The sequence below is a fragment of the Amycolatopsis sp. NPDC031561 genome (genome assembly GCF_055580625.1).
Genome location: NZ_JBVILA010000011.1, coordinates 1 through 11,908, shown reverse-complemented (window position 1 = coordinate 11,908; position 11,908 = coordinate 1). Strand labels below are relative to the sequence as shown.

Below are 11,908 nucleotides of genomic sequence, written 5' to 3'. Positions count from 1 at the left end.
TACCGGATGTTGGGGACTTCTCCCCCCAGCTCCCCCCCAAAAAAGGGGGGGCGGGGGGGGGTTGGTTTTTTTTTGGTGGGGGGGTGGGTTTTTCCCCCCCCCCCCCCCCCCCCCCCCCCAGGCCCGCGTCCTGAAGGCCACCTTCAGGACGCTCAACGTCTCAAAGGTGGCCTTCAGGACATCGGACACCTTCCCGCTCGTTCACGACCGGCCGCAACTAGAGGACTACTTGCGGCCGGTGACTCGAGCGTTGGGCGCGGCTGGCCACCCCAGATGTCGCGAGGAGACCGTCACGGCCCCCGACCGACTTGCGGGCCACAGCCGTTAGGTACCTAACAGCGGCGCCGACAACGGTCAGAACCGCCCCAACCACCCATAAACCCGCCCCCACTTGCACGGTTCCATGCAGCCCGCCCTCACCTCTTGACTTAGTTAAGAAGCCTTCTTAACTTCGATTTCATGTCTGAGACTCCCCGAAACAGCAGGTCTCAAGCCTATCGTCGGCTCAGCTTGGCCGAGAAGCACGACAACTTCGTCAACCGGTACTCGCGGCGGACCCTGTTCCGGGTGGGCGCGATGAGCGGCGCGGCGCTCACCATCGGCGGCGTGCTGCAACCCGGCACCGCCATGGCCTCACCGGGCCCGACCGTGCTGCTCAACGCCGACAAGGTCGCGGGCTCGGCGCTGCGGCCGTTCGGACGGCACATCGCCTACGGGACCGACCCGTCCCAGCAGGTCGTGGTGTCCTGGCAGGTGCCCGCGGCGGTCACCGCGCCGTTCGTTCGGATCGGCACGGTCCCCGGCGACTTCAGCCCGCCCATCCCGGCCGAAGTCCGGGCGCTGACCAGCCAGATGTCCTGGCAGCATCCGGTCGAGGAAGTGCCGCCGAACAGCCCGAAGGCGATCACCCAGTACTACCTCCACGCCCGGATCGACCGTCTCCTGCCCAACACCACGTACTACTACGTCGTCGGCCACGAGGGCTACGACCCCGCCGCCAGGCTCGGCGAGATGGCGAGTTTCCGCACCGCCCCGGCACCGGGCGGCGACGGGACGTTCTCGTTCACCGCGTTCGGCGACCAGGGCGTCGGCTACAACGCCGTCGCGACCAGCAGCCTCATCGCGGGCCTCGACCCCGCCTTCCACCTCGCCATGGGCGACCTGAGCTACGCCCTCGAGGGCGAGGGCGGGCACCCCGAGGAAGACCAGTACGACGCGCGCCTGTGGGACTCCTTCTTCGTGCAGAACGAACCCGTCACGGCGGGGATCCCGTGGATGATGGCGCTCGGCAACCACGAGATGGAGGGCTGGTACTCCGCGGACGGCTACGGCGGCGTCCGCGCGCGTTTCACCATGCCGGACAACGCCTGGGACGGGTCCACCTGCATCTACTCGTGGCGCTACCAGAACGTCGGCCTGGTCAGCCTGGACGGCAACGACGTCTGCTACAACAGCCCGTCGAACCTGGACTACACCAAGGGAAAGCAGCTCAAGTGGCTCGGCAAGACGCTGGCCGCCTTCCGCGCCGACCCCACGATCGACTTCATCGTCGTCTACTGCCACCAGTGCACCTACTCCACCTGCCATTCCAACGGCGCCGAACTCGGCGCGCAGAAGGACTGGGGACCACTGTTCGACAAGTACCAAGTGGACCTCGTGCTCAACGGGCACAACCATATCTACGAGCGCACCGATCCGATCCGTGCCGGCAAGTCCGTCAAGAAGGTGCCGTCGCGCGGGACCACGAACCCGGTCAAGGACGGGACCACCTACATCACCGCGGGCGGCGGTGGCGGCAGCGTCTCCGAGTTCCCGGCCCCCGACACCTACCTCGGCCATGAGACCCCCAACGACGCCCCCGTCCCGATGAAGTACTCGGAGAAGGACGGCCAGGACCGCACCAAGAAGGTCACCTGGTCCCGTGTCCGGTTCCGCGGTTACAGCCTGGTCGCGGTCGACGTCATCGCGGGCACGGGCACCACACCCCCCAAAATGGACGTTCGCGCGATCAGCGCCGACGGCACCCTGGTCGATCAGATCATCGTGCAGCGTTCCTGATCCGCATCGACCGGAAAGCCGGTCCACATCGGCCGATCGGCCGGTATCTCCGACACCAGGTCCGGCCCGGTTTCCGAAGCGCCGGAACGGTTTCCGTGCCGTCGGCCGCTGTTACACGTTCATGACAAGAACGAGACGGGACAACGATGATCCGCTCTGAACATCGACGTCATGTTCGACGACGAACGAACCAGGCCGATCGCCGTTCCGGGCGCGAACCGGCGGCTCCGCCTTCGCGTGACGGTCTTGACCGCTTTCCTGGTCGTCACCGGAATCCTCGGTTACGTCATCTTCCAGGCCAACGCGGAAAGCCGGCCGTCGCGGGAAGAGCGGACCGCCACCGTGGTCTTCGACCGCACGTCGGACGAGCAGGTGATCGACGACCAAGGAGCGGAGAGGTTCCGCACGGCTTCGGTGGTGAAGTTGTTCATCGCACTGGACGTCCTCGCCCACAAGCCGGGCAAGGCCGACCAAGCCCTGCTGTACCGGATGCTGGCGAAAAGCGACGACGCCGTCGCCAACACCCTCTGGACCAGGAACGGCGGGCCCGCGATCGTGACCAGGACGGTGGCCGCGGCCGGGCTGAAGAACACCTCCGCGCCCGCCGACCCGGGCCGCTGGGGCGACACACTGTCCACCGCGGACGACATCGCCCTGGTGTACCGGCACATCCTCGAACTGCCGAAGGCCAAGCGGAACGTGATCCTCAAGCCGCTGCGAGAGGCCACCCGGAAAGCCGCCGACGGATTCGACCAGCACTTCGGCATCCCGACCGGCTTCCAAGACCGGCCGTGGGCCGTGAAGCAGGGCTGGGCGTCCGGACGGGGCGCCGTGGACGCGCACACGACCGGGCTCGTCGGTGAGGGCGACCGCTACATCGTCGTCATCCTGTCCAGTTTCGCCGAAGGCACCGACCTCGGGACGGCGACCGCGAAGGCTACCTCGGCGGCCGTGTCCGTGGCTCGCCGTCTGGAAAAGTGACCTCGGCCGCGTTCTCGACCGTCGCCCTGAAAGCGCTTACAAGAAGCTCGGCGAAACAGGCCCGGGAGGCGGCCGAGACGCCCCCGGTCTGAGCTTTCAGCGCGGCCAGTTGCTCGCCGGCCAGCGGGGCGACCCGGTCCATGAACTGCCCAAGGAGGCGCAAGGCCGCGACAGGCGGGACACCGGCCACGGCGAGGTCCGCCACCGCGCGCGAAACGGACGGGCGCACGACGGCGGGCCCACCCTCTTCGTCCAGGCCGAGCACGCCGTGCCGTTCCAGGCAGCGGGCGACGGCGGGCTGGTCACGGGTGAGATCGGCCATCGCCGCGTCCAGCCGTCCGGCGTCGCCGTCCACTGTGGTCGTTCCGAGCATCGCGGCGATGGACACCAGGTTGAAGCCCTGTTTCTGCAGCATCGTGATGCGCCGCAGGCGCCGCAGATGAACCGGCCCGTAGGAGGCGGACCGGCCGTGCCGGACCGGCGGGGGCAGCAAACCCCGCGTCTGATGCGCCCGGATATTGCGCGCCGACATGCCGACGATCGCGGAAAGTTCTTCGATCGTGTATCCGGCCGGTCTCGGCGAAAAGGGCTTCACGCCGACCACCTTAACCAATGGTCGGATGAGTACACCACGAAGCCGGTGAAATGGCGTCGCCACTGTCAACCGGCTGAATCAACGAGTGGCGATAAGTCCATCGGATCCCGTCCTCCTGCGCAAGGCCGAGCGGGAGGTTTACACGGTTTCGTGCCAGGAAATGCCGGTTTTGGGTCGTTCACCACCAGCCGATTACTCCAGTCAGGCGATCTTGGTAGGCCGAAGACTTCGCTGCCGTTTAAATGCAGCTAAGACATCCGATGTCTGACTCTGTCACCGCCCGCGGAGCGCCGCTGAACCCGATGGTTGGTCGTCAAAGTTTCAACCTTTCCCAGGAGGTTTCATGTTCTGGAAACGGATCGCGGTCGCCGCCGTGGCCGCGACCGGGCTGGCCACGGCGCTCGTGGTGTCCCATGAGGACACCCAAGCCGTCGCGATACAGCCCGCGGCCGCGAAAGTGCCCGCGTTCGACCACATCGTCCTCGTGATGTTCGAGAACAAGGACTACAAGGAGATCAACGGAAGTTCCAAGGCCCCGTACTTCAACAAGCTCGCCTCGCAGGGCGCCAAGTTCACCAAGGCGTACGGGACCACGCACCCCAGCCAGCCGAACTACATCGCCCAGTTCGCGGGCTCGACCCACGGTGTCGACAGCAACAAATGCCAGGATCTGGGGAACAAGGAGAACATCGCCTCCCAGCTGTTCGGCATCGGCAAGACCTTCGCCGGGTACGCGGAAAGCATGCCGTCCGACGGTTACACGGGCTGCACGAAGGACAAATACGCCCGCAAGCACAACAGCTGGGTCAGCTTCGGCAACGTCCCGGCGTCGGCGAACAAGCGGTTCTCGTCGTTCCCGACCGACTTCACGAAGCTCCCGCACATCGCGTTCGTGACCCCGGATCTCTGCAGCGACATGCACGACTGCCCGGTCGACACCGGCGACAAATGGCTGAAGAAGAACCTCGACGCCTATGCCCAATGGGCGAAGACGCACAACAGCCTCCTGATCGTCAATTTCGACGAGGACAGCGGCACGTCGGTGAACCAGATCTTCACCACCTTCGTCGGCGCCCACGTGAAGCCGGGCAGCTACAGCGAATCCATCAACCACTACTCGATCCTCCGCACGATGGAGGCGGCGTTCGGACTGCCGGGCATCGCCAACGCGGCGAACAAGCCGCCGATCACGAGTGTGTGGCAGTAACCGGGTGAACCCTGCGGGCGCGTCCACTGTGGACGCGCCCGCGGGCGGAGAAAGGAAGGCCAGACCGTGAACACCCGCACCCGCGTCCTGATCGCCGTCACCGGAGTACTCACGCTGGCCGCGGCCGCCGTGATCTACGTCGGGGTGGCGGGAGCGCGCAACCAGCACACCGCGTCGGCGGGCACGAGCGGAGCCGTCACCCTCGACGGGCCTCGGTTGCTGTTCCGCAGCACCGCCGACGCCGACCGCGGGCACGTGTCCAGCGTCGCCGCGGCCGATCCGGGTGGCGCGCGGGCGGTCTCGGACGTCAGCTGCAGCCGGGTCTACGCGGCGGGCGGTACCGGGATCTGCCTGCGCCCGGAGACCGGGCTGACCACCTATCAACTGGCCGTCCTCGACGGCCGTCTCGCGGTCACGCAGGAGATCCCGCTGGTCGGGCTGCCCAACCGAGCCCGCGTCTCGGCCGACGGGCGCCGTCTCGCGTGGACGGTCTTCGTCACCGGCGATTCCTACAACGGCGGCCGGTTCTCCACCCGCGCCGGCACCCTCGATCTCACCACCGGCGACGTCGAGGGGACGCTCGAGGACTTCGCCGTTACCGTCGACGGCAAACCGTACAAGGCGGCCGACGTCAATTTCTGGGGCGTCACCTTCACCAGCAGGCCGGACCGGTTCTACGCCACCATGTCCACCGGCTCCCACCGCTACCTCGTCGAAGGCGACGCCAAGGCCCGCACGGCCAGAACGGTGCGGGACAACGTCGAATGCCCGTCCCTCTCCCCCGACGAGACCAGGATCGCCTACAAGTCCGCCATCGACGGCGATCCCGCCAAGGGCTGGCGGGTCTCGGTGCTCGACCTCGCGAGCGGCACCGTGACGCCGCTGGCCGAGACCCGGAGCGTCGACGACCAGCCCGCCTGGCTCGACGACCGCACCGTCGGTTACGCCCTCCCCCGCACGCAAGGACATTCCGACGTCTGGGCGGTACCCGCCGACGGCACGGGTGCGCCGCGCCTGCTCATCCCGGAGGCCGAGTCGCCCGCTGCCCTAGGCTCGTGACCATGAGAGCCGCGCTGCTGATCGTCGACATGCAGGAAATGCTCGTTCCCCTGGTCTGGCGCGGCGAGGAACTGGCGTCCCGGATCGCCGCGCTGGCACGCGAAGCCCGCGCCCACGGCGTTCCCGTGATCGCTCTGCGGCAGATCGGCGCCTCCGGCACGGACTTCGACCCCGGCTCACCGGGCACCCGGCTCAGCCCGTTGCTCGGCCTCGAACCGGTCGACGTCGTGGTCGACAAAACGGCGACGGATTCCTTCTACCGCACCGGGCTGTCGGGGCTGCTCGTCGAACGGGGCGTCGACACCGTGGTGCTGACCGGGCTGGCCACCGACTACTGCGTCGACGCGACCGCACGGTCCGCGCAGAGCCACGGTCTCGACGTCGTGCTGGTCGGCGACGGCCACGCGCCGTCCGCCGACGGCGACCCCGTGGCGGGCCTGACCGCCGAGCAGGTCATCGCCCGGCACAACCTGATCCTGGCCACGGCGATCCACCCCGGCGGGCGGCTGCGCGTGGTGCCCGCGGCGGAGGTCGCGTTCACCGCCTGAGCGGGCGTGCTCGTAGGATCGGCTCGCCATGATCACGAACTTCCTCCTCGACCACTCCGCCCTCGTGCCGGTGGCGATCCTGCTGGTCGCGCTCGTCTGCGCCGTCCTCGGTCACCTGCTGGCGGGCAAGCGCCGGATCCTGTGGGCCCTCACCGGGGTGTCGCTGGTGCCGGTCTTCGCGCTGACGCTGGTGCCCGCCGGCCGGACGCTCGACGAGACCGGGTGCACGGTCCAGTTCTCCCTGCCCACGCTCGGCGCGGTGGAACTCCTGGCCAACGTCGCGCTGTTCCTGCCTCCGGTGTACTTCGCCGCGCTGGCGTCCCGGCGGCCGCTGACAACGCTCGCGGCGGGCTCGGCGCTGTCCGCGGTGGTCGAGGCCGTGCAGGCACTCGTGCCCGCGATCGGCCGTGCCTGCGACACCAACGACTGGCTGATGAACACCCTCGGCGCGGTCCTCGGTGTGCTCCTCGCGCTCGGTACGGCGTGGCTGGTGAAGCGCCGCGCTCAGTCCGGCAGTTCGACGGGCGCGATGTCGTCGTAGACGTCGCCCGGCCCCGGGTTCGCCGGGTCGGTCTCGCCGCCGAAGTGGTGCAGGACGCCCCACACCGCGTTGAGGGCCGTCTGGACCGCGCCTTCCGCCCAGCCCGCCGTCCACGAAACGTCGTCGCCCGCCAGGAAAAGGCCGCGATGACGCTCTTCCAGCCGGTCCTGCATGAAATGCGTGAACAGCCGGTGCTGGTAGCGGTAGTGCCCGGGCAGGTTGGCCTTGAACGCGCCCATGAAATGCGGTTCGGCCTCCCACGACACGGTCACCGGGTCGCCGATGATGTGCCGCCGGACGTCGACGCCCGGGTAGATCTCCCGCAGCGATTGCAGCATCACCTCGACCCGTTCGGACACCGAGAGCGGCAGCCACTTCAGCGAGTCGTCGGCCCAGGTGTAGGACAGGCAGATCACCGCGGGTGCGTCCGGGTCGTCACCGAGCAGGTAGGTGCCGCGCGGCATGCGGTCGGTGAGCGTCATGCTCATCGTGTCGCGGCCGGTCTCCGGGTCCTTGTCCAGCCAGAAGGGCCGGTCCACCGGGACGAAGACCTTCGAGGACTCCATGTAGTGCGTGCGCTCGATCGCCGTCCAGTGGTCGATCGGGAACAGCGCCTCGTCGCATTCGATCTTCGACAGCAGCATCCAGCTCTGCGCGGTGAACACCGCCGCCGGATAGGTGCGGATGCGGCCTTCGGTGTCGGTCACCGTGATGTTGTTCGGCGCCGTGCGGTGCAGCCGGGCGACGCCGGGGTTCGGACCGCCGCCGTGCAGCGAGCTCAGACTCGTTCCCGCGGGCCAGAACGCGAGGTCCTCGGGCGCGTGTTCCCACAGCCGCAACGGAAGCTGCCTGCTCCCGCCGGCGATGCTGCGGTGCTCGTCGTCGGCGCCGGTGTAGACCACCCGCAGGATCTCCAGGATGGAGTTGGGGAAGTCGGTGTCCCAGCCGCCGGTGCCGAAGCCGACCTGCCCGAAGATCTCGCGGTCGCGGAACGAGGCGAACGCGGGTGACTGGCAGAGGAAGCCGTAGAACGTCTGGTCGTCCAGGCGCGGCACGAGTTCGTTCCACAGCCGCTTGATCGTCTTCGTGTCGCGCTCGCGGATCGCGGTCTGCATCTCGGCGAACGCGGCCTGCTCGGCCAGCGTGCTGTCCCAGGCCGCCGCGACCTTGCCGAAGACCGCGGGTAGTTCGTCCGGAGTGCGCGCGTAGTGGCTCTCCCCCTTGAGGTCGACGACGGTGCTCGGAGTTCCCGGCGCCAGCGGGTTCGGGAACGGCGTCGTTTCCAGGCCGACCTTGTCGATGTAGTGGAACAGCGCGGTGGACGCGGGCGGGAAGCGCATCGCGCCCATCTCCGCGACGACGTCGTCCGGGCAGCCCGGGAAGTTCACCGTGCGCAGGCGGCCGCCGATCTCGGCGATCTCGTAGACCACCGGGCGCAGGCCGAGCTTCATCAGTTCGTACGCGGTGACGATGCCGGAAAGGCCGCCGCCGATCACCGCCACCTCGGTGCCGTGCCGTTCGGCCGGGAGCGAGCCGAGTCCGGCGGGGTGCGCGAGGAAATCGTCATAGGCGAACGGGAAGTCCGGGCCGAACATGGTGATCGGACGGCCCGCCGGCTCGTCGTGGTGGATCGCGGTCGGGAGGGCGGAGGTCATGCGGAAAGTCCTCGGTACAGATCGGGCCGTCGGTCGGCCAGGTGGGTGTTCTCCAGTCGCGACGCGACGAGCGCGTCACGGGTGACTTCGGCGCCGATCAGTTCCGGACCGGCGCCCGCCGTGGCGAGGACCTCGCCGGTCGGGGCGACGACACGGGAGCGGCCGCAGTAGGTCAGTTCCTGTTCGGTGTCACAGCGGTTCGCGTAGGCGACGAACAGCTGGCTTTCGTAGGCGCGGGCGGGCACCAGCGTGTCGGCGACCAGTTCGTACGGGCTCATCAGCGCGGTCGGCACCACGAGCAGGTCGGTCCCCGCCAGCGCGTGCGCCCGCACCAGTTCGGGGAATTCGACGTCGTAGCAGATCAGCAGGCCGATCCGGAGACCGCCGAGATCCGCCTGCACGACCGCCTCGGCGCCCGGCTCGAACCAGGAGCGGTCGATGTCGCCGAACAGATGCGTCTTGCGGTAGTTCGCCAGACGGTGCCCGTCCGGGCCGATCAGCTGCACGCTGTTGTGGACGTGACCGCCGTCGGCTTCGGGATAGCCGTAGGCCAGCGCGGCACCGGTTTCCCTGGCTAGCGCGGACATGCGGGCCGCTGTCGGCCCGTCGGCGGGTTCGGCGAGCTCGTGGGAACGGGCGCCGATGTGGTAGCCGGTGGTGATCATTTCGGCGGCGACCACGAGGTCGGCGCCCGACGCCGCGACGGCGGAGGGCAGTTCGGCGTAGGGGCCCTGGTGGACGGCGATCTTCACACCGCCGACGATATCCGCCGTTTCGCTGCGCGGATAAGGCCGAATCGTTGCGCAGAATCTTACTCGACCATCGATACGGTACGGATTGGTGCAATCCTGCGGCGATTTGTTGTCTTGATCACCCGCCCGGCGCGGGTTCCTCCGTTCGGTCGTCGGCCCAGCCCAGCGCCTCGGTGATCGCCTTCTCCGCGATGGCCGACATCGTCGACATGTAGGTGCCGCTGACGTGGTTGTCGTCGAGGTAGACGAGCACGTTGCCGATCACCGGCGGGCAGACCTCGGCGGTGCAGAAGTAGTCGCTGAAGTCGAGGAACCGTACGTTCGGCGGCAGGTCCGTCAGTGACTCGTAGGGCGGCTCCGCCGCGTAAAGGTCGTAGCGCGGTGTGGCGCACTCGGACGCCTCCGCGCCGCGGGTCTCGACGCAGGCCGACGGCGACTGGGAGAAGCGCGGGTTGTCCCGCACCGCCAGCACCGGAATGCCCTCCTCGTCGATCTTGCGCCACTGGGCGATGTAGCCGCCGGGAACCCGTTCCTCGACACCGACTCTCACGTCCCTGGTGCCGATCGTCATCACCACGTCGGGCCGGGTCGTGAGGATCTCGTCGGCCACGGCGGTGTTCCAGTCCATGCAGGACTGGTCGCCGGGCACCGCGTCCGAGTCGGTGGAGAACGGGCAGCCGCCGCGGAGGATCGAGGTCACCTCCCAGTTCCGCTGTTCGGCGATCGGCAGCAGCGCGCCGAGGAACTGCCCGGCGTGCGAGTCGCCGGTGACCACGATCCGGCGGGTGGGATGCCCCGACGTCTGCGACGTGCAGACCTCGAGGTCGGTGTTGCGCGGGGACGATCCGCAGCGGGCCGGGTCGATGCCCGCCCAGTCTTCGGAAACGGCGACGAAAGACGGGACGAGCGCGGCGTCGGCGGCGCCCCAGTAGGTGAAACCGTCGGTGTGCGCGAGCGCGCCGGGATGGTCCGGATCGTCGACCGCGATCGAATAGTTCTCCGCCTGCCGCACGCTGACCCACTGCCAAGCCCCCGTCGCGGCGAGGACCGCCGCGAGCGTCGCGACGCCGAACCGGTACGCGCCCCAGCGGGTGCGGACCCCGATCGCGGACGCCCGCAGCGGCCGCTCGACCAGATGATGGGTCAGCACGGCGAGGACGAACGCCAGCGCGATGATCACCGCGCCACCGCGGAGCCCGACTTCCGCCTGGTCGCGGGAAACGAGATAGAAGACCAGGACCGGCCAGTGCCAGAGGTAGAGCGCGTAACTCAGATCGCCGAGATACTTCAGCGGGCGGCTGCTGAGGAAGCGGTCCGCGCCGCCCTTGAACGCGGTGTCGCCCGCGAGGATCACCAGCGCCGCCGAAAGCGTCGGCCACAGCGCGAGATATCCGGGGAAGACCGTCCCGACCTGGAGCACCAGCCCGCAGGAGACGAGTCCGGCGACCCCGGCCCAGCCGAACACGACCCGCGCGGACCGGCGTACCGAAACCCTGTCGAGCCCGAGCGCGAGCAGGCCGCCGAGCGCGAACTCCCAGGCCCGGGTCAGCGAATCGAAGTACGCCAAGGGCTGATCGGCCGCGGTGAGCCACACCGAGTAGGCCAGCGAGGCCGCGAACACCGTGCCGAGGGCGGCGAGCAGCAGCGGCAGGACGTTGCGCCGCGCCCGTCTGGCGATCAGCAGGACCAGGCCGACCAGCAGCGGCCAGACCACGTAGAACTGGCCCTGGATCGACAGCGACCAGAAATGCTGGACGACGCTGGCCGAGTTGTGCTGCGCGAAGTAGTCGGTGGAATCCGCCGCCAGCTGCCAGTTCTCCAGATACAGCGCGGAAGCGACGACCTCCTTGATCGTCTGGAACCAGCGGTTCTGCGGCAACAGCACCGCGCTCGCCACGACGATCAGCAGCAACACGGTGAGCGCGGCCGGGAACAGCCGCTTGATCATCCGGCCCCACATCGGCCGGTACTCGATCTTCCCGCGCGCCGCCGCGCGGTAGAGCTGGCCGGTGACGAGGAACCCGGAGATCAGGAAGAAGGCGTCGACGCCGCCGGAGATCCGGCCGAGCCACACGTGGTAGACGACCACCAGCACGCACGCGAGCGCCCGCAATCCCTGGATCTCCGGGCGGAACCGCCGCTCCGCCGCACTCTCCCGCACACAACCACCACCATGATCAGGGCCGCCGACGGGCGGGGACCCTACGGCAGAAAGCTGTGAGCGAGCTGTGGCACCTCGTGAGTGGTAAGGACGGTTATTGAGGGGAAGGGGCAAACGGGGCGTGCTCGTGCCGTTTGCGGTGTCGGTTGTTGTGAAGGCCTCGTTCGCAACGGTGAAGGTTGGGAACATGGCTTTCGGGACACTGTTGTTCTGGGTGACGCTGTTCCTGGCCGGGGTTGAAGGTTCAAACTGTGTGGGTCGCACCAGCCGCCCGGGGTGTCGCGAAAGCCACTTTCGGGACATCAAAAAGCGCGAAAGAGGGATTTTTTCCCCAAACACCCGGCACCCAGC

At 68.3% G+C, this 11,908-nt stretch carries 11 protein-coding genes; 7 read left to right on the top strand and 4 right to left on the bottom strand.

The genetic code is table 11. The annotated features are described in order from the left end of the window. Nucleotides 1-510 precede the first annotated feature (510 nt). Both ACZ5IK_RS22330 and ACZ5IK_RS22325 read left to right on the top strand, forming a co-directional pair. Nucleotides 511-2,058: a purple acid phosphatase family protein gene (locus ACZ5IK_RS22330; protein WP_465489400.1), complete on the top strand. Its 1,548-nt coding sequence runs from the start codon at nucleotides 511-513 to the stop codon at nucleotides 2,056-2,058. A gap of 171 nt (nucleotides 2,059-2,229) precedes the next feature. Continuing rightward, nucleotides 2,230-3,039 (top strand): serine hydrolase, encoded by an 810-nt coding sequence (locus ACZ5IK_RS22325; protein WP_465489399.1) that lies wholly within the window; start codon nucleotides 2,230-2,232, stop codon nucleotides 3,037-3,039. Here the strand turns inward: ACZ5IK_RS22325 and ACZ5IK_RS22320 are convergent. After that, on the bottom strand, nucleotides 2,996-3,634 hold the full coding sequence (locus tag ACZ5IK_RS22320) for a MerR family transcriptional regulator (protein WP_465489398.1): 639 nt from the start codon (nucleotides 3,632-3,634) through the stop codon (nucleotides 2,996-2,998). The two genes, ACZ5IK_RS22325 and ACZ5IK_RS22320, sit on opposite strands and share 44 nt — an antisense overlap. Nucleotides 3,635-3,977: 343 nt before the next feature. Here ACZ5IK_RS22320 and ACZ5IK_RS22315 point away from each other — a divergent pair, with 343 nt between their 5' ends. From ACZ5IK_RS22315 to ACZ5IK_RS22300, 4 genes are all read left to right on the top strand, one after another. Then, entirely contained in the window at nucleotides 3,978-4,841 is an 864-nt protein-coding gene (locus ACZ5IK_RS22315) for an alkaline phosphatase family protein (protein ID WP_465489397.1), read from the top strand. A gap of 66 nt (nucleotides 4,842-4,907) precedes the next feature. Continuing rightward, complete coding sequence (locus tag ACZ5IK_RS22310) at nucleotides 4,908-5,900, top strand: TolB family protein (RefSeq protein WP_465489396.1); 993 nt, start codon at nucleotides 4,908-4,910, stop codon at nucleotides 5,898-5,900. A 2-nt stretch (nucleotides 5,901-5,902) separates the two neighbouring features. Then, nucleotides 5,903-6,448 (top strand): isochorismatase family protein, encoded by a 546-nt coding sequence (locus tag ACZ5IK_RS22305; protein ID WP_465489395.1) that lies wholly within the window; start codon nucleotides 5,903-5,905, stop codon nucleotides 6,446-6,448. Between the two features lie 28 nt (nucleotides 6,449-6,476). Next, entirely contained in the window at nucleotides 6,477-6,989 is a 513-nt protein-coding gene (locus ACZ5IK_RS22300; protein ID WP_465489394.1) for a VanZ family protein, read from the top strand. On the opposite strand, the gene ACZ5IK_RS22295 is transcribed toward ACZ5IK_RS22300, so the two are convergent. The 3 genes from ACZ5IK_RS22295 to ACZ5IK_RS22285 form a co-directional block, all read right to left on the bottom strand. Continuing rightward, entirely contained in the window at nucleotides 6,953-8,644 is a 1,692-nt protein-coding gene (locus tag ACZ5IK_RS22295) for a flavin monoamine oxidase family protein (protein WP_465489393.1), read from the bottom strand. The two genes, ACZ5IK_RS22300 and ACZ5IK_RS22295, sit on opposite strands and share 37 nt — an antisense overlap. Beyond that, nucleotides 8,641-9,396 carry a carbon-nitrogen hydrolase family protein gene (locus ACZ5IK_RS22290; RefSeq protein WP_465489392.1) on the bottom strand — a complete coding sequence of 252 codons (756 nt, stop codon included), beginning with the start codon at nucleotides 9,394-9,396 and terminating at the stop codon, nucleotides 8,641-8,643. Before ACZ5IK_RS22290 ends, ACZ5IK_RS22295 begins: the two co-directional genes overlap by 4 nt. Nucleotides 9,397-9,514: 118 nt before the next feature. After that, on the bottom strand, nucleotides 9,515-11,557 hold the full coding sequence (locus tag ACZ5IK_RS22285; RefSeq protein WP_465489391.1) for an acyltransferase family protein: 2,043 nt from the start codon (nucleotides 11,555-11,557) through the stop codon (nucleotides 9,515-9,517). Nucleotides 11,558-11,678: 121 nt separating this feature from the next. On the opposite strand from ACZ5IK_RS22285, the gene ACZ5IK_RS22280 reads away from it, so the two are divergent. After that, a partial coding sequence (locus tag ACZ5IK_RS22280; RefSeq protein WP_465489390.1) for a hypothetical protein occupies nucleotides 11,679-11,908 on the top strand: 230 nt, incomplete at its 3' end.

Coding starts and splice junctions, on each gene's coding strand:
- ACZ5IK_RS22325 (WP_465489399.1), top strand. CDS start 2,230: ATGTTCGACGACGAACGAACCAGGCCGATCGCCGTTCCGGGCGCGAAC.
- ACZ5IK_RS22315 (WP_465489397.1), top strand. CDS start 3,978: ATGTTCTGGAAACGGATCGCGGTCGCCGCCGTGGCCGCGACCGGGCTG.
- ACZ5IK_RS22305 (WP_465489395.1), top strand. CDS start 5,903: ATGAGAGCCGCGCTGCTGATCGTCGACATGCAGGAAATGCTCGTTCCC.
- ACZ5IK_RS22300 (WP_465489394.1), top strand. CDS start 6,477: ATGATCACGAACTTCCTCCTCGACCACTCCGCCCTCGTGCCGGTGGCG.
- ACZ5IK_RS22295 (WP_465489393.1), bottom strand. CDS start 8,644: ATGACCTCCGCCCTCCCGACCGCGATCCACCACGACGAGCCGGCGGGC.